Origin of the sequence: Streptococcus sp. FSL L8-0526, assembly GCF_038007145.1 — a bacterium.
GTDB lineage: Bacteria > Bacillota > Bacilli > Lactobacillales > Streptococcaceae > Streptococcus > Streptococcus thermophilus.
On sequence record NZ_JBBOWP010000001.1, the window covers coordinates 297,042 to 315,135 of the forward strand.

Sequence of the window (18,094 nt, forward strand, 5' to 3'; positions counted from 1 at the left end):
TACTTTTCAGCCTCGTGCACTATTTTTTATTTTCTAAACGTTGAAACGAAATTCCATGATGTCACCATCTTGGACAACATACTCTTTTCCTTCTTCACGAAGGCGTCCAGCTTCTTTAACAGCTTTCTCAGATCCATATTTAATCAAATCGTCATACGACATTGTTACAGCGCGGATAAAACCTTTCTCGAAGTCAGAGTGGATAATTCCAGCTGCTTGTGGAGCCTTGATCCCTCGTTTAAAGGTCCAAGCGCGGACCTCTTTTTCACCGGCAGTGAAATAAGTTCCAAGACCAAGCAAATGATATGCTGCGCGTGTTAGTTTATCGACTCCTGACTCTGTCAAACCAAGGTCTTCCAAGAACATCTCCTTATCTTCATCATCCAACTCAGAAATTTCTTCCTCAACACGAGCCGAAATAACAACTACTTCTGCATTTTCAGTCGCTGCAAACTCACGAATTTGCTTCACATAATCAATATCATCAGGATTTGCGACCTGGTCTTCATCAACGTTAGCCACATAAAGCACTGGTTTTGTTGTCAAGAGGAAGAGTCCCTTAACAATTTTTTGTTCTTCCTCAGTAAAATCAATTGTACGGGCAGACTTACCATCTTCTAGAACGGGTTTAATCTTTTGAAGAATATTAAACTCTGCCACAGAATCTTTATCTTTTTGAGTACGAGCGATCTTTTCGACACGCGAATAACGTTTGTTAATTGACTCAAGGTCAGCCAAAATCAATTCTAGGTTGATTGTATCAATATCAGCCATAGGATCCACAAAGTCATCCTCGCGCCCTTGTTCACGCATAACATTTTCATCATCAAAGGCACGAACGACATGGATAATCGCATCCACTTCACGAATATTTGCCAAGAACTTATTTCCAAGTCCTTCACCCTTTGATGCCCCTTTTACGATACCCGCAATATCTGTGAACTCAAATGTAGTTGGCACTGTCTTTTTAGGGGTGATAAGTTCAGTCAATTTTGTCAAACGCTCATCTGGTACTTCGACCATACCAACATTTGGATCTATTGTTGCGAAAGGATAGTTAGCAGCTTCCGCACCTGCTTTTGTAATTGCATTGAAAAGAGTTGATTTACCAACGTTCGGCAAACCAACGATACCTGCTGTTAAAGCCATTTATTTATTTCTCCATTAAAAAGTAATTTAGTTAATTATAACATAAAAATTGTTAAAAATAGGCAACTTCCCTTTGAGAATCAGAAAAAGAGAAGTAAGGAAAAATGCTATAAGGAAGACGATTAGGGGACCTTGGATACTTTTTATTTTGCCAGAGTGCTATAGCTTTTAATATAAGAATCTAGTAGGTAAGTGACGTCCGTAATAGCTGTTATAAAACCTTTTTAAGCTTCTTTTCAAAATCATGACGACTCATCATGACCACATGATCACAATTTGTACAACGAATTTTTATGTCAGCTCCAAGACGAGTCACTTCCCACTCGTTAGCTTTTTTTCCTGTTGCTTTGATAGTACAAGCATGGGGTTTCTTCATTTCAACTAAACTTCCAATTTGGTACATACACTTCCTCCTTAGTAAAAAAGTTATCCACAGTGGATAACTTTTCGATTTTAGTTTGTTCTTACAGGTGTAATTAATTGAATAAAGTTTTCACTGTCATCTGCTGGCGTCAAAGTGAATGGGCGTACTGGAGAAATGAAACGAACACGAACTGACTCACTTTTTAGTGCTTTCAAAGCGTCTATCAAGTAAGTGGGATTAAAACTAATAACCAAATCACTTCCTGAAACGTCTAGCACATCAATATCTTCATTCACCTTTCCGACTTCAGGTGAATTAACATGAGCACTAACATTACCATTGATGATTTCGAGTTTCACCGTGCCACTTTGACTTGCATTTGAAATCAAATAGGAACGTTCCATAGCAGAACGAAGGGTAGATGTTTCAAACACAACCTCTGTTTCAAATGAATCTGACAAGAGCCGATTAGTATCTGGATAAATTCCTTCTAGTAAACGTGTGTAAAAAGAGATTGTCTCACTACGGAATAGAATTTGATTTGCAGAGAAGAAAATTTCCAAATTTTCAATACCATCACTAAAGACTGCTGATAACTCTTTAAGTGATCGGCTTGGGATTACTACATCAAAGTTATCTGCAGAATGTTCCAAAACAAGTTGACGTTGACTCATACGGTGAGAATCAGTGGCAACAGCTTTAAGATCTTTGTGATTTGAAAGAACAAAGTGAACTCCAGTTAAAATTGGACGACTTTCTTGCGTGCTTGCTGCAAATGACGTTTCAGCAATGATAGATTTTAACACTTTAGTGTCCATAATTAGTGGTGTCAGGCTATCAACTTCTTGAATACGAGGATATTGCTCAGCATCCTTTCCTTTTAGAGTAATCTCTGATTTAGCACTCTTTAGTAATACTTGGTATTGTTCTATTTCTTCAAATGTAAGAGTAACATCAGGTAAGCTTGAAACAACATTGATGAAAAAGTTCGCTTCTAAAAGGATACTACCTGGTTGTGTAATTAATAAACCTGCATTTTCTTCTGAAGCAGAGATCCTATTCTCTATCGAGATTTGTCCATTTGAGCCAGTTAAATAGATACCATCACTAGTAACTTCGATTTTTATAGTTGATAGAATGGGAATAGCATTTTTTGAAGAAATAGCACGTCGAGTTGTATGAAGGGCTTGTAAGAAATAAGCTTTATTAATAGCAAATTGAATCATGTTGCTCCTTTATTTTATTAGTATTATGTTAGTAGTAGTAGTAGGTCTTGTGGATATTGTGCATAAATATCTAAATCACAGTTTTATCAAGATCTTAAACTTGTGCACATCTTGTGGAAAACTGTGTATAATTTTTAGTAGTTATCCACAAGTGTTATTTTATCTTGTTTTTAATGGTATCAATTTCAATGCGTAAACTGTCATCTTGAGCAAGCATATTTTTGATTTTATTGTAAGCATGTAGAACAGTTGAGTGATCTCTTCCTCCAAATTCTTTTCCAATTTTTGGAAGGGAATTATCAGTCATTTCACGCGCAAGATACATGGCAACCTGACGCGCTAAGACAATATTTTGTGTTCGTTTAGTCGCCTTAATCTCTTTAACCGTGACATTATAAAATTTCCCAACCTCACTTTGGATGTCTTCAATCGGAATGAGAGTTAACTTAGGGCCATCTATTTTACGTGCACGAATAGCTTCGGCAGCTACTTCAACTGTGATCGTATCTAACTGGCGGATATTTGCAACTAAGCTAATATCTTTCAAAGCTCCCTCTAAGTCGCGGACATTTGAGTCAAATTGACCAGCTAAATACTCAATTGTTTCAGGTGGAAAATGGTAATCATAGTCCATAATCTTATTGGTAAGAATAGCAACTCGGGTTTCAAAGTCAGGCGGTGTAATATTTACAGTCAAGCCCCATTTGAAGCGTGTGACAAGACGCTCTTCCATCTCATTCAATTGATCTGGATTTCGGTCGCTAGTCAAGACAATTTGTTTATTATTATCGTGAAGGACATTGAAAGTATTGAAAAATTCCTCTTGAGTGGCTTGCGTAGACTTTTTAGCCAACGATTGTATATCATCAATTAAAAGCACATCTAGATGGCGGTATTTTAGCTTTAGTTCATCCATTTTATCTAAACGGATATGTAAAACAAACTCATTAATAAAATTTTCGGCAGTTATGTATTTGATTCGTGCTTGGGGATTATCATGTAAGACCTTATTACCAATGGCATTGAGCAAGTGAGTTTTTCCTAGACCAGGTCCCCCATAAATGAATAAAGGGTTATAAGTCGCTCCTGGTGAATCAGCTACAGCTAGAGATGCTGCTACAGACCAGCGGTTTTCATCTCCTTGAATAAAATTATCAAAGGTATACTTACTATTTAAGTCCGAGTTCAAAGTGGGAAGATCAGGTGTTTGTTGTTCCCTTTTATTGCTGAAGTCATTGTTTGCTAAAGTTGATTTTGTTTCGCTAACGAGAGCCTCGTCAAAGACATATTTAACTTTTATTTCACTATTGTAGACTTCAAATCCAGTCATCAAAATGAAAGATTGCATGTTCTTTTCCCAGAATAGTTTCTTGACTTCTTCAAGCAGAATTGTAGCAACGTTATCTTGAATTTTAATGAGCTTGGTATCTAGGACATAATAATCAAAAGTGGCTTGTGTTAGTTCCTCTTTGGCTAGCTCTAAGAGCTTATTCCAAAAAAAATGCTCTTTTTCGGTCATTCTATCAATTCTCCATCTTTATTATTGTCCTCTGATTCTATCATAAAACAAAAAAGTTTTCCACAGGTCAGAAAGAGAAAAGTTTTGAGGTTATCCACAACAATAAAAAAGGTTATTCACACTGTGAATAAAAGTTATCCACAGTCTGTTAATAAGAAAGAAACCCTTTAAAATAAAGGGTAGACACTATTTTTAAGATGTGGATAAGTCTGATTTATCTTTTTCTACAATTAACAGCTTAGATAAGCTTGTTGATAATTCTGTTAAAATCTTCTTCTGTCGAAAAGTGTATTTGAATCGTTCCTGAGTGATTTTTGTGATAACGTAGAGTTATAGGGAGACCTAGTGATCTTTCAAGTTCTTTTTCTTTATCTTTTACATGGGTATCTTTTTTAGATTTTTGTTTTCTAGGAAGTTCCTGAAGTTTTTTTTCTAGAGTACGAACAGACCATCTTTCAGCCACAACCTGCTGAAAGATGGTTAACTGCTTTCGAGAATCCTCAATAGCTAAGAGTGCTCTAGCATGTCCCTGACTCAGACTTCCGTTTTCAATACTCGTTTGTATCTCTCGCGGAAGTTGTAGTAGTCTAAGAGTGTTACTAATATATGGTCTAGATTTCCCCATAGCTTTAGCGAGCTCCTCGTGACTATAATTTAACTCATCAATTAAATTACGATAGGCCTTTGCTTCTTCAATAGGATTGAGATTTGATCGTTGTAGATTTTCAATAATAGCTTGTTTACGACTCTCTTGATCTGTAACTTCCTTTACAACTGCAGGAATTTCTGTCATCCCTAAACGTTTACAGGCTCGTAAACGTCTTTCTCCAGCAATTAGTTCATAACCAATAATGTCAGATTTTCGTACAATAATTGGTTGTATTAAACCATTTTCTGATATTGACTGACTTAGTTCTACTAACTCTTCATCGGAGAATTTTAGACGAGGTTGAAAAGGATTGGGGTAAATTTCATTAATAGATAAAGTTCTGAGTTGTTCTGACATGGTGTTCCTTTCCCAAAAAAGACCTTTACATTATTGTAAAGGTCTTTTGACAGATTTGTCAATAATTAATCAGATATGTCTTTTGTAGATTTTGTTAATTTAATATCTACTGTTTTCTTATCTTTACCACGATAGAAGGTTACCTTGATAGTATCTCCGATACTATGTCTGTAAAGATTGGTTTGAATATCGGTTTTTGAGCTGATTTTCTTACCATCAATCTCAGTGATAACATCATATTCTTGAAGTTTACCGTCAGCTGGCATACCTTTCTGAACACTACCGACAACAACACCGGATTTGACTTCATCTGGTAAATTTAATTTAGAAATTGCGCTACTAGAAAGGCTATTAAGATCTGCTATTGAGATTCCTAGTGCTGGTCGTGTAACTTTACCATCTTTTTCTAATTGATTGATGATTTCAACAACATCGTTTGATGGAATGGCAAACCCTATACCCTCAACGGGACTACCAGCGACTGCAGACGTTGATGAAATTTTACTTGAGTTAATACCGATAACTTGTCCTTCAATATTGACTAGGGGACCACCAGAGTTACCAGGGTTAATGGCTGCATCTGTTTGGACAGCGTTTGTTGATACAGTTTCACCATTATCGTTTTGCATTGTTATAGTACGGCTAAGGCTAGAAACGATTCCTTCTGTTACTGAGTTGGCGTATTCGGTACCAAGTGGGCTACCGATAGCAATTGCTGTTTCACCCACAGTAAGGGAGTTTGAGTCTGCAAATTCTGCAACAGTTGTTATTTTATCTGAAGATACTTTGACAACTGCTAGGTCAGAGTAAGTGTCTTTACCAACAAGTTCACCAGTAATTTTTGAACCATCCGAAAGCATAATTTCAAGTTTTTTAGCCCCATCGACAACGTGGTTATTGGTTACGATGTAGGCTTCTTTGCCATCTTTTTTATAGATGACTCCAGAACCTTCACTAGCGACCTGCAGACCATCTGAATCTTTTGAATTTTCTTGGCTAGAATCAGAACTGTCCTCTCCGCCAAAGATATGGTCATATAGGTCATTCAGAGAATCTGAAGATGAACCTTCTTGATAATTGATGACAGAAACAACGGCATTTTGTACTTTCTTAACAGCCTTAGTTGTATCTGTTATATTGGTGTAGACGGTCTTAGCCGTCTTTACTCCTGTATCTGTTGTATTGGTAAAAGATACCCCGGCTGCTGTTAGTAGGATAAAGGCACCAAGTAAACCACCTAGTAAGCCAATAACTAGCATTGCAATTGGCTCTATTATTTTTTTCCAGTTAAATTTTTTCATGTTTAGTCCTCCTTCTTGATAAACATATCAAGGTAAGCTTAATTATATCATAAAGTGATTTAAAAAACAGTTATCAACAGTCTGTGGATAAGTGAAAAAATTGTAGATGATAGGCTATTATAGATGGAATAAATAGGGGTTAATAAATATGAAAAGCTGTGGATAAGGTGTTAAAAGACTGTGGATATGTGCTATAATGAATTTATGAAAGTTAAATTGATTACTGTTGGAAAATTGAAAGAAAAATATTTGAAAGATGGCATTGCAGAGTATATCAAACGACTAGGACGCTTCACAAAATTTGAGTCTATAGAGTTGACGGATGAGAAGACGCCTGATAATGCAAGCGAAGCTGAAAATAAAGCTATCCTAGACAAAGAAGGACAGCGTATTTTGGCTAAGGTTGGTGACCGTGATTACGTCATTGCCTTAGCAATTGAGGGAAAGCAATTTCCCTCAGAACAGTTTGCCAAAGAGTTAGAGCAAGCGACCCTTAGAGGCTATTCAGATATTACTTTTATTATAGGGGGGAGTTTGGGTCTATCCCCTAAAGTGAAAAAAAGGGCTAATCAATTGATGAGTTTTGGTCTTTTGACTTTTCCTCATCAGCTTATGCGCCTTGTATTAGTAGAACAAATTTATCGTGCATTCATGATTCAGCAAGGAAATCCATATCATAAGTAGAAAAAGGAAATCGATATGTTCAAAATGAAAAAACGCTCCTATCGTGTTTTTGAAGGTTTACGAGTAGCAACTCTAGTTAGTTATATAGGGGGCTTTATTAATGCCTATACTTACAATACTCAAGACGGACGATTCGCAAGTATTCAGACAGGGAATCTTCTCTATTTAGTCATTCACCTTGTTGAAGGGCATATTGCAAGAGCTTTTAGCTATGCAATACCTATTTTTTTCTTTATTTTAGGTCATTTTTTTGTTTTTTTTGTTAAGAAGTGGCTTATCAACCATAAATGGGGATGGCATTTACAAGCAATTAGGCTTGCCTTACTCTTGATGACTATTCTTGCAATTATCACACCTTATGTTGATTCCACTATTACTATTGCAGGCTTGGCATTCTTTACCTCTCTCCAAGTAGGTATTTTTAAGCGGGTCAGAGGAGTAAATTATGCCTCCTTCATGATGACTGGTAATATCACTAATACTTCCCTAACAGTTGCAAGAGCTATTGATGAGAGTGATCCTAAAGCACTAAAACAAGCTTCTTACACTATTATTATTATCTTTACCTTTATGGTGGGAGTCGCAGCATCAACTTGGTTTGCCCAATATTTACATGAATACAGTCTATATACAACTTTGCTCCCTTTGTTGATTTTAAATTATTTTCTATTTATCGAAGCAAAAGAAAAACGCAACTAGAGATTCTAGATTGCGTTTTTTCATCTGATCCCAGCAGGATTCGAACCTGCGACCGTTCGCTTAGAAGGCGAATGCTCTATCCAGCTGAGCTATGGGACCAATAACTCTATTAGTTTACAAAATATATAGCAACATGTCAATACTTTGTAAAAGCTAGATAAAAACTAAAGTAAAATTCGAACAAATTCAGTAAAATTTAATTTTATTTTTTGAAAAAAAGTATAGACAAAATCGAATAGTCTGATATAATAATAAGAGTGTTAGCAAGATAAAAATCTAAAAACTTGGTCCGTTGGTCAAGGGGTTAAGACACCGCCTTTTCACGGCGGTAACACGGGTTCGAATCCCGTACGGACTATTTTTGCTACTTAGCAGTTTTTTCCGCCATAGCTCAGTTGGTAGTAGCGCATGACTGTTAATCATGATGTCGTAGGTTCGAGTCCTACTGGCGGAGTGATAAGACACCTCAAGTTGTATATCTTGAGTTTTTTTGTACCCTAAACCTAAAAGGTCTAGAACGAATGTTCTAGATCTTTTAGGTTTTTATTTAGGGTGAGTAGCTTTTTGAGTAATTGTTATTTTACCGATGAAGTAAGCATAGCAACAAAATATTCCAAATGCCAAGCAACTAATAATCAAGCCAATCTTAAGGCCATAGGGGATAAAGGTAAGCACAACTTTTCCTTTACCACTAGGGACATCAACCTTCATGAACCCCTTTTGAGCTCGATGAATTTTAACTTTTTTATTATTTACTGTTGCTGTCCACCCCTTGTCGTATGGAATAGTGAAAAATAATGAAGCATTTGTATGGCTACTATAATCAGTAAATACTTTATTTTTTGATGTAGTAACCTTGGTATCACGTTCATTAATAGTATCCATAGCAATCTTGTAGTTTTGAGTATCAAGGGCATAAAAACTAGGATTATCAAAGGATATTGCTTTATTTCCGGGAAAATTAAGATTGATGGTGATTGCTTCTTCTGTTTCAAAGTAGCCAAGATCGAAGAAATCAAAAGTATTGTCAGTAACTTGATTCCTTGTCACCCCATTTACAGTAGTTGACAAAGAGTGATTATTGTCATCGGACCAAGAAATGTTAGGAATACTAACGTAGAGTTGACTATGTGGCGGAGCAATGACTTGATAAGTGATTGTAGCAAAATCGTTATTCGAGTTGCTAACATTTTTAGCCACGCGCTGATTCAAAGATTTAGCATCATTATCAGAAAGTTGGGATGGAACTCTTCTAAAGTATGTTAAGTTAAGTCCAGATAGAGCATTTATTAAGCTAGTTTGATTGTCAAGTGTATTGACAGTAAAGTTAACATTAGTGTAAATCCCATTAGTTAAGATAGCGAGCTGGCTAGCATAATCATTTTGATAAAGTCTTACTGTCTTTTCAGAAGCTATGTAATTAAAACCATACTTATTAAGGTCAAAGTTCGATAAATTATATTTTATTCCGAAGAGGCTATCAGCAATAAGTGTATTATTTTGGTAACGTAGGTTTAAATTAGTCCCTTCAGATTTGAACCCCAACCTGTCTAGTGTTGAGCTTGAAGCAGTGTTTCGAATGGATGAAAATTGAGAAATACCATTATAATTGAATTTCATACTGTCGTTACCAGTTTGAGCCTCAAGACTCTCCGTACGGTAAAAATGCTTATTAGTCTGCTTCGTATCTGAAACCAATTTTGAAATTGGCGACATATTCCGTAGGTATCCTTCACGAGTTGGAAAAAACCACTCATTTCCAAGAGCTCCAACAACATAGTAAGTATTTAGTCCAAGCTCAAAAATACAGAATAAGAAGGTGAAACAGCGAAAAACACTCCTAGGAATCTGCTGTCTAAAATAGCTAATAAATAGAATGGCATAGGCTAATAGAAATGCTAGGCTTAATATCCAGGAAACTGGTTCAATGAAACTACAGTGAGACTGAAAAATCCAAGTTAGTAAGTAAGCGACACTCAATCCTACGAAAGGTAGGAGCAGCCTTTGTAGAGAAAACTTTTCAATTCGGTTGAGAGTTTCTCCTGCCAAAAGAACAATTAAGAGAGAAAGAAGCCAAGAATAGCGATGGAGAAACATGTTAGGTGCATGCATGCCTTGCCAAAACAAATCAAGAGGTTGTAAGTTGAAACTAGCAATAAAGAAAGCTAATAACAAGAAGTAGCCTAAACGTAGTGATAGCTTGATTTCCTTACTAATGAAGAAAAGTAGAAAAAGAATCAAAGGCAAGAGTCCCACATAAATCATAGGGATTGATCCAAATTTAGTAGTATCGTAAACTCCGACCATATTCTTGGCAAAGAAATCAAAATAGTATGTGGATTCTGTCAATAAACTTGATGGAGCTGTAAACTTCTCACCATGTGTAGTTAAATCAAGTAGTGTTGGGAGTAGCATGATAGCGCTGCTTAGACCAGCTAGTATAGAGACGATTCCAAAGTCTATAAAATGAAGGATTTTACTCTTCCATCCCGTTATAGTTATTAGTTGTATAATAGTGTAAAGGGTTAAAAAGATAGACATCATATATCCAAAATAGTAGTTTTGGATAAAAAGACAGGTCAGACTCAAAAAATATAGCCCACGTTTATTGAATCTTAGTAAAAGGTGTAACCCTAATATGATTAAAGGTGCTAAAATAAAGGCATCTAGCCAAGTATTAATTTCTAACTGACTGGTAGCAAAGCTCATCAAAGAAAATCCTGTAGAAAGACATAAGATGAAACTTCTTGAGACTTTTGTAAAGAGATGCTTAAAACTGAAGGCTCCTGACAGACCAATAAGTCCGAACTTAAGCAGTGTTATGTAATAAAAAGCATCGGCCATTTGGTTGACGGTAAAGAAATAGTAGAGTGGAGACAAGAAGGAACCTAAGTAATAACTTGTTAGGGCATAGAAATTAAGCCCCAATCCACTTGTAAAGGTGTAAAAGAGGCTCCCATCTCCATGAAGTATATTTCTCAGTTCGGTTGCAAATATCACATACTGATGAAAACCATCACTTGTTAAAATAGTTCTCTCACTACCAGGATAGATTTTTTGGCTGTATAATACACCTATCATGATTAGTACTGGCAAGAAAAAAGCAGCCAGATAGAATAATAAGGTCGTATAGTATTTTTTATTTGTCATAATGATAATAAGACAGGTTGGGATATCCCAACCTGCATCTTTTTATAGTTTAATTAGCCCACAGTGCTTTGACTTTAGCTTGAACTTCTTCATTTTCAAGGAATTCATCATAAGTTTCATTGATACGGTCAATAACACCATTTTTAGAAATAACTACGATGTGGTTTGCTATCGTTTGGATAAATTCGTGGTCATGGCTGGCAAAGATAACAGACCCTTTGAAGTCACGGACGCCATCATTCAGACTTGAGATTGACTCCAAATCCAAGTGATTAGTTGGATCATCTAGAAGGAGAACGTTAGCTTTAAGAAGCATGAGTTTAGAAAGCATGACACGGACTTTTTCTCCCCCTGAGAGGACACTAACAGACTTATTGACTTCATCTCCTGAGAAGAGCATACGACCAAGGAATCCACGCAAGAAGGTATCATCGTCTTCTCCTTTTTTAGCGAACTGACGAAGCCATTCAAGGATTGATTCGTCAGATGCAAAGTCTTTAGAATTGTCTTTTGGAAGGTAAGAACGGCTAGTTGTAACCCCCCATTTGATTGTACCTTCATAGTCGATATCATCAGCTAGGGCGCGAATTAAAGCAGTAGTTTGAATATCGTTTTGACCGATAATAGCTGTCTTATCTCCTGGACGTAGGATGAAACTAATGTTATCAAGAATGGTTTCACCATCCATCTTAACAGTGAGATTTTCAACTGTTAGAAGATCGTTACCGATTTCACGTTCTGCTTTGAATTTGATAAACGGATATTTACGGCTTGATGGAACGATTTCCTCTAGCTCAATTTTATCAAGCATTTTCTTACGAGAAGTCGCTTGTTTAGATTTTGAAGCGTTGGCAGAGAAACGTGCAACGAACTCTTGAAGTTCTTTAATTTTTTCTTCTGCTTTGGCATTACGGTCGGCCTGCAAGCGTGCAGCCAATTCTGAAGATTGTTTCCAAAAGTCGTAGTTACCAACATAGAGTTTGATTTTACCAAAGTCAAGGTCGGCCATATGCGTACAAACCTTGTTCAAGAAGTGACGGTCATGGGATACGACAATTACAGTATTTTCAAAATCAATCAAGAAATCTTCAAGCCAAGAGATTGACTGGATATCAAGACCGTTGGTAGGTTCGTCAAGAAGAAGCACATCAGGTTTACCAAAGAGCGCTTTTGCAAGAAGGACTTTCACCTTATCACCATTAGCTAATTCGCTCATATTTTGATAGTGAAGGTCTTCTGAAATATTTAGATTCTGGAGTAATTGTGAGGCCTCGCTTTCAGCTTCCCAACCACCTAATTCAGCAAACAGACCTTCTAGTTCAGCAGCACGAACACCATCCTCATCTGAAAAATCTTCCTTCATGTAGATGGCATCTTTTTCTTTCATAATATCGTAGAGACGTTCATTTCCCATGATAACCACATCAATGACGCGTTCATCTTCATAGTCAAAGTGGTTCTGACGAAGAACAGAAAGACGCTCATCAGGACCAAGTGAGATATGTCCTGTTGTGGGTTCAATATCACCTGCTAAAATTTTCAAAAAAGTAGATTTACCAGCACCATTAGCACCGATAAGCCCATAAGTATTACCAGGTTTGAAGGCAATGTTAACATCATCAAAAAGTTTACGATCGCTAAAACGAAGCGATACATCTGATACAGTAAGCATATAATATCCTTTATTTTTATTCTTAAATACTATTTTACGAGAAATTAGACTTTATTTCAATTGATTTTATAAGGGATTAATTGAAATAAAGTCATTTGGAACACTCTTGTAATCTTTTTGAAGGCTAAATCCACGTCCCATAACTGTAGAAGCAGGGATAATGACAATGAAGGCAGTTTCGTCTATTTTTTGGATTTCTTCTTGGACTTTTGGGACCTCATGAGTTGACAAGGTGGTCATAATCATATTTTGAGAATGTCCAGTATGTCCACCAAGAACTGGAATTTTTGTTGCACCGCGATCAGCATCATTAGTGATGTAGTTTAGGATTTGATCACTCTTTTGTGAAATGATTAGGAGATTCCGTGATGAATTGAGTCCTACCATCATTTTGTCAATTGTAAGGGATACGACATAAAGAGATAAAATGGAGTACATAACAGTATCAGGAGAAAAGGCTATGGCACTAATGGCGACAATGATTCCATCAACTATGAGTAGGACCACTCCTAGAGGTAGAGGTGTGTATTTATTAAGAATTTGTGTGGTAATCCCTGTTCCCCCAGTTGAGGAATTCCCGTAAAAGACTATTCCTAGACCTAATCCTAGTATAATTCCGCCAAAAATTGATGCTAACAAAGGTTGTTTGGTAAGCGTAGGTAAACCTTCGGTTAATTTAATAAAAGTCGGGAAAACTAGAGATCCATATAAAGTTTTTAGGAGAACTTCGCGGCCAAGGAAGCACCAACATAAAATTAACAAAGGGATAGTTGTCGCTAAGACAAAGTTAGCATTATTCCAACCGAAAAGAGCATTTAAACTAATGGCTAGCCCTCCGACACCACCTGAAGCAATACTATTTTTAACTAAAAGTGAGTTATAACCAACTGCAGATATGAAAGAACCTATTGTAACTAAAAGTATGTCTATTATTCGACGTTTCATATATTATCTCCTAAATATGATATTCCTATTATCAAGTCTTTTTTAGTATCCGTCAAGTAATGACTATTTTGATTGTTTAGAAGGTTATGTTTCACGTGAAACTAGAAATATAACCTTGACAAAAATGGATAAAACAATGTAGAATAATAGTCATCAGAAGAGTAATTCTTCCTTTCTTTTTTAGAGAGCTGGTAGTAGGTGTAAACCAGAATGAAGGTGGAATGAATGGGCTGAGGAAAATTGACGAGTAACGTGAACACATAAACGTTAGGTTTGGCACCCCTTACCGTGCAACTTCTTTGTTGAGAAGTTTTAAGATGATAACTTTACAAAGAGTTATCAACTGAGGTGGTACCGCGTATCAAAAGTGATTAACGCCCTCACGCATATTTTTGCGTGAGGATTTTTATATTAGAGAGGTAATTATATGGCGAAACCTATTATTTTGACGGGAGACCGTCCAACAGGAAAACTACATCTTGGACACTATGTAGGTAGTCTAAAGAATCGTGTACTGTTACAAAACGAAGATAAATACAAGATGTTTGTATTTTTAGCTGACCAGCAAGCCCTTACTGATCACGCTAAAGAATCAGAAATTATAAAAGAATCGATTGGGAATGTTGCTTTAGATTATCTTTCTGTAGGTTTGGATCCAGCGAAGTCGACTATTTTCATTCAAAGTCAGATTCCTGAGTTGGCTGAATTGACTATGTATTATATGAACCTAGTTTCATTGGCTCGTTTAGAGCGTAACCCAACAGTTAAGACGGAAATTACTCAAAAAGGCTTCGGAGAATCTATTCCCACAGGCTTTCTAGTTTATCCAATTTCTCAAGCAGCTGATATCACGGCATTTAAAGCAAATTATGTTCCTGTCGGAAATGACCAAAAGCCAATGATTGAGCAGACACGTGAAATTGTACGTAGTTTTAATCATACTTACGACTGCGATATTTTGGTTGAACCAGAGGGAATCTACCCAGAAAATGAAGCTGCAGGACGCCTCCCAGGTCTAGATGGTAATGCTAAGATGTCTAAATCCTTGGGTAATGGAATCTTCCTTTCAGATGATGAGGATACTGTTCGTAAAAAAGTCATGAGCATGTATACTGATCCAAATCATATTCGTGTGGAAGATCCAGGCCAAATCGAAGGTAACATGGTTTTCCATTATCTTGATATCTTTGGTCGCGAAGAAGATGCTGTTACAATTGCTGAAATGAAGGAACATTATCAGCGCGGTGGTTTGGGAGATGTGAAAACAAAACGTTATCTTCTAGAAATTTTAGAACGTGAGCTGACTCCAATTCGTGAACGTCGTTTAGAGTATGCCAATGATATGGGAGAAGTGTTCCGTATGCTTGAAAATGGTAGTCAAGCTGCGCGCGAGGTTGCTGGACAAACATTAGTAGAAGTAAAAGAAGCGATGGGAATTAAATATTTCTAAGAAATAAAAATAGGGGTACAGTTTATCTGGATCCCTATTTTTATTTGGAAAAAGGTTTTCTTATAATCCTATGCGAAACCTGTTGACAAATCTGTTTAGCATGATATGATATTATCAATTAAAAAATAGACAGGGGTTTTTGTACCTCAAAACTTTGAGAAAAGAGGACGATTATAATGTCAAATTGGGACACTAAATTCTTGAAAAAAGGTTACACTTTTGATGACGTACTGCTTATTCCTGCGGAAAGTCATGTTCTACCAAACAACGTCAACTTGAAGACAAAATTGGCTAAAAATTTGACATTAAATATTCCAATCATCACTGCAGCCATGGATACAGTAACAGATAGTAAGATGGCTATCTCAATTGCTCGTGCAGGTGGCTTGGGTGTTATTCACAAAAACATGTCTATTGCGGAACAAGCTGAAGAAGTTCGCAAAGTAAAACGCTCTGAAAATGGTGTAATCATTGATCCATTCTTCTTAACACCAGAACATAAAGTTTCTGAAGCTGAAGAATTGATGGAACGCTATCATATCTCAGGTGTTCCAATCGTTGAGACACTTGAAAATCGTAAATTGGTTGGTATTATCACAAACCGTGATATGCGCTTTATCTCTAATTACGAGACACCAATTTCAGAACATATGAGTTCTGAGCAATTGGTCACTGCTCCAGTTGGAACAGATCTTGAAACTGCTGAAAGCATTCTTCATGAGCACCGCATTGAAAAGTTGCCTTTAGTTGATGAAGAAGGTCGTTTGTCAGGACTCATTACTATTAAGGATATCGAAAAAGTTATTGAGTTTCCTAATGCAGCTAAGGATGAATTTGGTCGTCTTTTGGTAGCAGGTGCTGTTGGGGTTACTTCTGATACTTTTGAACGTGCAGAAGCTCTCTTTGAGGCAGGTGCAGACGCTATTGTTATTGATACAGCACATGGTCACTCAGCAGGTGTTCTTCGCAAAATTTCTGAAATTCGTGCTCACTTCCCAGACCGTACTTTGATTGCAGGAAATATTGCAACGGCTGAAGGTGCGCGTTCGCTTTATGAAGCAGGTGTTGATGTCGTTAAAGTAGGTATCGGACCAGGTTCTATTTGTACAACACGTGTGGTTGCGGGTGTGGGGGTACCTCAAGTGACTGCTATTTACGATGCTGCTAGTGTTGCGCGTGAATACGGAAAAACAATCATTGCTGATGGTGGTATCAAATACTCAGGTGATATTGTAAAAGCACTTGCAGCAGGTGGTAACGCTGTAATGCTTGGTTCTATGTTTGCCGGTACTGATGAAGCGCCAGGTGAAACTGAGATTTTCCAAGGTCGTAAATACAAGTCTTACCGTGGTATGGGATCAATTGCAGCTATGAAGAAAGGCTCAAGTGATCGTTACTTCCAAGGCGCTGTGAACGAAGCTAATAAACTAGTTCCAGAAGGAATTGAAGGCCGTGTAGCTTATAAAGGTTCTGCTGCTGATATCGTATTCCAATTGATTGGAGGCATCCGCGCAGGTATGGGTTATACAGGAGCAGAAGATATCCAAGCTTTACATGACAAAGCTCAGTTTGTAGAAATGTCAGGTGCAGGGCTTATTGAAAGTCACCCTCATGATGTTCAAATTACAAACGAGGCGCCTAACTATTCAGCTCATTAAAAGACACAAAAGTACTTGCCAAGAGGCAAGTACTTTTGTGCATCAATATTTACATTAAGTTTACAATACATTTACGACAATAGAGCTGTTAATATAGGATTTAGGAGAAAATTATTTACAAGCTAACCAATGTTTATTATCAAAATTGTCAACCAAAAAAAGCAGCTCATTAATCGACTTGCTTTTCATGAATAGTACCATTCTTAACTAAGAAGGTCTTTAAATTGGGAGGTAGGTTGCTAAGATGATCGAGTGAGGTTGTCGTCATGAAAGTTTGGACCTCTTCATCAATACTTTCTAGCAATTTAAGTTGACGGTGATTGTCAAGTTCACTCATGACATCATCAAGGAGAAGAGTAGGAAATTCCTCTGTCACTTTTTTAATCAGAGTAATCTCAGCCATTTTTAATGAAAGAATAAAGCTACGTTGCTGCCCTTGACTACCGAAAGATGCGTTCATGTCATTAATGTAAAATCTTAAATCATCCCTATGTGGACCAACACCGGTGTTCTTTTTGAAGATATCTCTTTTGTGATTCTGTTTTAACGTAGTTAAAAATGCTTCTCGAATATCTTTGCTACTTTGTATTAGGATATTAGATTCATAGGAAATTTTAAGACGCTCAATCTGATTTGAGAGAATACTATGATGTCTATCAGCTTCCTCTTCTAATTGCTTGATAAATTCTAGTCTATGTCTAATAACTCGTGCTCCAAAATCGGCAAGCTGTTCATCTAAAACTGAGATGAAATTAATGTCTACCTTGTCAGTAGATTTGAGATAGGCATTACGCTGCTTAAGAACATGATTGTAATTTGATAGGTCTGAGAGGTAAACAGGCTTAATCTGTCCTAAATCAATATCTATAAATTTACGTCTTAGACTTGGAGATCCTTTTATAAGTTGTAAATCCTCAGGAGCAAAGAGTACCACCGTCATGTGACCTATATAATCAGATAATTTTGCCTGCTTGAGGTAGTTGACCTTTGTAACTCGTCCCTTATTAGATAAGTTGATTTCCAGAGGTAGATTTCCACTCTGACGATGCACGATGCCGTTTAGTTTAAGACTATTTTGCTGGAACTGAATTAGTTCCTTGTCTGAACGGGTCCGATGACTACGTGTTAAGGCTAGAAAATAGATAGCTTCAAGAATATTTGTTTTTCCTTGTGCATTGCGTCCAAGAAAAATATTGAGATGTGGTGAAAAGCTCACAGAGGCTTCAGAATAATTTCTAAAGTGTTGAATATCAATTTTTTCAAGCCACATG

The 18,094-nt window shown here is 36.8% G+C and carries 14 protein-coding genes, 3 tRNA genes and 1 other annotated feature; of the genes, 6 read left to right on the forward strand and 11 right to left on the reverse strand.

Annotated features, from left to right (window positions below; translation table 11 throughout):
- Positions 1–33: 33 nt before the first annotated feature.
- From ychF to NSQ85_RS01655, 6 genes are all read right to left on the reverse strand, one after another.
- Positions 34–1,149 carry a redox-regulated ATPase YchF gene (ychF, locus tag NSQ85_RS01630; protein WP_340780996.1) on the reverse strand — a complete coding sequence of 372 codons (1,116 nt, stop codon included), beginning with the start codon at positions 1,147–1,149 and terminating at the stop codon, positions 34–36.
- Positions 1,150–1,360: 211 nt separating this feature from the next.
- Positions 1,361–1,552 (reverse strand): DUF951 domain-containing protein, encoded by a 192-nt coding sequence (locus tag NSQ85_RS01635; RefSeq protein WP_002886272.1) that lies wholly within the window; start codon positions 1,550–1,552, stop codon positions 1,361–1,363.
- Positions 1,553–1,602: 50 nt separating this feature from the next.
- Positions 1,603–2,739, reverse strand: a complete 1,137-nt coding sequence (dnaN, locus tag NSQ85_RS01640; RefSeq protein ID WP_179972455.1) for a DNA polymerase III subunit beta — start codon at positions 2,737–2,739, stop codon at positions 1,603–1,605.
- Between the two features lie 154 nt (positions 2,740–2,893).
- Complete coding sequence (gene dnaA, locus NSQ85_RS01645) at positions 2,894–4,258, reverse strand: chromosomal replication initiator protein DnaA (RefSeq protein ID WP_179972454.1); 1,365 nt, start codon at positions 4,256–4,258, stop codon at positions 2,894–2,896.
- 238 nt (positions 4,259–4,496) lie between these two features.
- Positions 4,497–5,264 (reverse strand): ParB/RepB/Spo0J family partition protein, encoded by a 768-nt coding sequence (locus tag NSQ85_RS01650; protein ID WP_084826210.1) that lies wholly within the window; start codon positions 5,262–5,264, stop codon positions 4,497–4,499.
- A gap of 65 nt (positions 5,265–5,329) precedes the next feature.
- A complete protein-coding gene (locus NSQ85_RS01655) occupies positions 5,330–6,565 on the reverse strand; it encodes a S1C family serine protease (protein WP_179974101.1) in 1,236 nt (411 codons plus the stop codon).
- A 204-nt stretch (positions 6,566–6,769) separates the two neighbouring features.
- Here NSQ85_RS01655 and rlmH point away from each other — a divergent pair, with 204 nt between their 5' ends.
- Entirely contained in the window at positions 6,770–7,249 is a 480-nt protein-coding gene (gene rlmH / locus NSQ85_RS01660) for a 23S rRNA (pseudouridine(1915)-N(3))-methyltransferase RlmH (RefSeq protein ID WP_179974550.1), read from the forward strand.
- 15 nt (positions 7,250–7,264) lie between these two features.
- The gene (locus tag NSQ85_RS01665) at positions 7,265–7,948 is read left to right on the forward strand and encodes a YoaK family protein (protein WP_340781003.1); all 684 of its coding nucleotides are present in this window, start codon (positions 7,265–7,267) and stop codon (positions 7,946–7,948) included.
- Positions 7,949–7,973: 25 nt separating this feature from the next.
- Here the strand turns inward: NSQ85_RS01665 and NSQ85_RS01670 are convergent.
- Positions 7,974–8,047, reverse strand: a tRNA-Arg gene (locus NSQ85_RS01670).
- Between the two features lie 187 nt (positions 8,048–8,234).
- On the opposite strand from NSQ85_RS01670, the gene NSQ85_RS01675 reads away from it, so the two are divergent.
- Both NSQ85_RS01675 and NSQ85_RS01680 read left to right on the forward strand, forming a co-directional pair.
- Positions 8,235–8,306 (forward strand) — tRNA-Glu (locus NSQ85_RS01675).
- A 22-nt stretch (positions 8,307–8,328) separates the two neighbouring features.
- Positions 8,329–8,402, forward strand: a tRNA-Asn gene (locus tag NSQ85_RS01680).
- Between the two features lie 89 nt (positions 8,403–8,491).
- Here the strand turns inward: NSQ85_RS01680 and NSQ85_RS01685 are convergent.
- From NSQ85_RS01685 to NSQ85_RS01695, 3 genes are all read right to left on the reverse strand, one after another.
- Positions 8,492–11,098 carry a YfhO family protein gene (locus NSQ85_RS01685; RefSeq protein WP_179974100.1) on the reverse strand — a complete coding sequence of 869 codons (2,607 nt, stop codon included), beginning with the start codon at positions 11,096–11,098 and terminating at the stop codon, positions 8,492–8,494.
- A 49-nt stretch (positions 11,099–11,147) separates the two neighbouring features.
- The gene (locus NSQ85_RS01690; RefSeq protein ID WP_179972450.1) at positions 11,148–12,770 is read right to left on the reverse strand and encodes an ATP-binding cassette domain-containing protein; all 1,623 of its coding nucleotides are present in this window, start codon (positions 12,768–12,770) and stop codon (positions 11,148–11,150) included.
- 66 nt (positions 12,771–12,836) lie between these two features.
- Positions 12,837–13,715: a YitT family protein gene (locus tag NSQ85_RS01695; protein ID WP_340781004.1), complete on the reverse strand. Its 879-nt coding sequence runs from the start codon at positions 13,713–13,715 to the stop codon at positions 12,837–12,839.
- 143 nt (positions 13,716–13,858) lie between these two features.
- Positions 13,859–14,100: a binding site (T-box leader), on the forward strand.
- Positions 14,101–14,142: 42 nt separating this feature from the next.
- Here NSQ85_RS01695 and trpS point away from each other — a divergent pair.
- Positions 14,143–15,165, forward strand: a complete 1,023-nt coding sequence (trpS, locus tag NSQ85_RS01700) for a tryptophan--tRNA ligase (RefSeq protein WP_340781006.1) — start codon at positions 14,143–14,145, stop codon at positions 15,163–15,165.
- A gap of 176 nt (positions 15,166–15,341) precedes the next feature.
- Entirely contained in the window at positions 15,342–16,823 is a 1,482-nt protein-coding gene (gene guaB / locus NSQ85_RS01705; RefSeq protein WP_179972447.1) for an IMP dehydrogenase, read from the forward strand.
- A 169-nt stretch (positions 16,824–16,992) separates the two neighbouring features.
- On the opposite strand, the gene recF is transcribed toward guaB, so the two are convergent.
- On the reverse strand, positions 16,993–18,093 hold the full coding sequence (gene recF / locus NSQ85_RS01710; protein ID WP_179974099.1) for a DNA replication/repair protein RecF: 1,101 nt from the start codon (positions 18,091–18,093) through the stop codon (positions 16,993–16,995).
- Position 18,094 lies beyond the last annotated feature (1 nt).

What these genes read in the sequence shown, in the direction of transcription:
- ychF (WP_340780996.1), bottom strand. Translation starts at nt 1,149, where the DNA reads ATGGCTTTAACAGCAGGTATCGTTGGTTTGCCGAACGTTGGTAAATCA.
- NSQ85_RS01635 (WP_002886272.1), bottom strand. Translation starts at nt 1,552, where the DNA reads ATGTACCAAATTGGAAGTTTAGTTGAAATGAAGAAACCCCATGCTTGT.
- dnaN (WP_179972455.1), bottom strand. Translation starts at nt 2,739, where the DNA reads ATGATTCAATTTGCTATTAATAAAGCTTATTTCTTACAAGCCCTTCAT.
- dnaA (WP_179972454.1), bottom strand. Translation starts at nt 4,258, where the DNA reads ATGACCGAAAAAGAGCATTTTTTTTGGAATAAGCTCTTAGAGCTAGCC.
- NSQ85_RS01650 (WP_084826210.1), bottom strand. Translation starts at nt 5,264, where the DNA reads ATGTCAGAACAACTCAGAACTTTATCTATTAATGAAATTTACCCCAAT.
- NSQ85_RS01655 (WP_179974101.1), bottom strand. Translation starts at nt 6,565, where the DNA reads ATGAAAAAATTTAACTGGAAAAAAATAATAGAGCCAATTGCAATGCTA.
- rlmH (WP_179974550.1), top strand. Translation starts at nt 6,770, where the DNA reads ATGAAAGTTAAATTGATTACTGTTGGAAAATTGAAAGAAAAATATTTG.
- NSQ85_RS01665 (WP_340781003.1), top strand. Translation starts at nt 7,265, where the DNA reads ATGTTCAAAATGAAAAAACGCTCCTATCGTGTTTTTGAAGGTTTACGA.
- NSQ85_RS01685 (WP_179974100.1), bottom strand. Translation starts at nt 11,098, where the DNA reads ATGACAAATAAAAAATACTATACGACCTTATTATTCTATCTGGCTGCT.
- NSQ85_RS01690 (WP_179972450.1), bottom strand. Translation starts at nt 12,770, where the DNA reads ATGCTTACTGTATCAGATGTATCGCTTCGTTTTAGCGATCGTAAACTT.
- NSQ85_RS01695 (WP_340781004.1), bottom strand. Translation starts at nt 13,715, where the DNA reads ATGAAACGTCGAATAATAGACATACTTTTAGTTACAATAGGTTCTTTC.
- trpS (WP_340781006.1), top strand. Translation starts at nt 14,143, where the DNA reads ATGGCGAAACCTATTATTTTGACGGGAGACCGTCCAACAGGAAAACTA.
- guaB (WP_179972447.1), top strand. Translation starts at nt 15,342, where the DNA reads ATGTCAAATTGGGACACTAAATTCTTGAAAAAAGGTTACACTTTTGAT.
- recF (WP_179974099.1), bottom strand. Translation starts at nt 18,093, where the DNA reads ATGTGGCTTGAAAAAATTGATATTCAACACTTTAGAAATTATTCTGAA.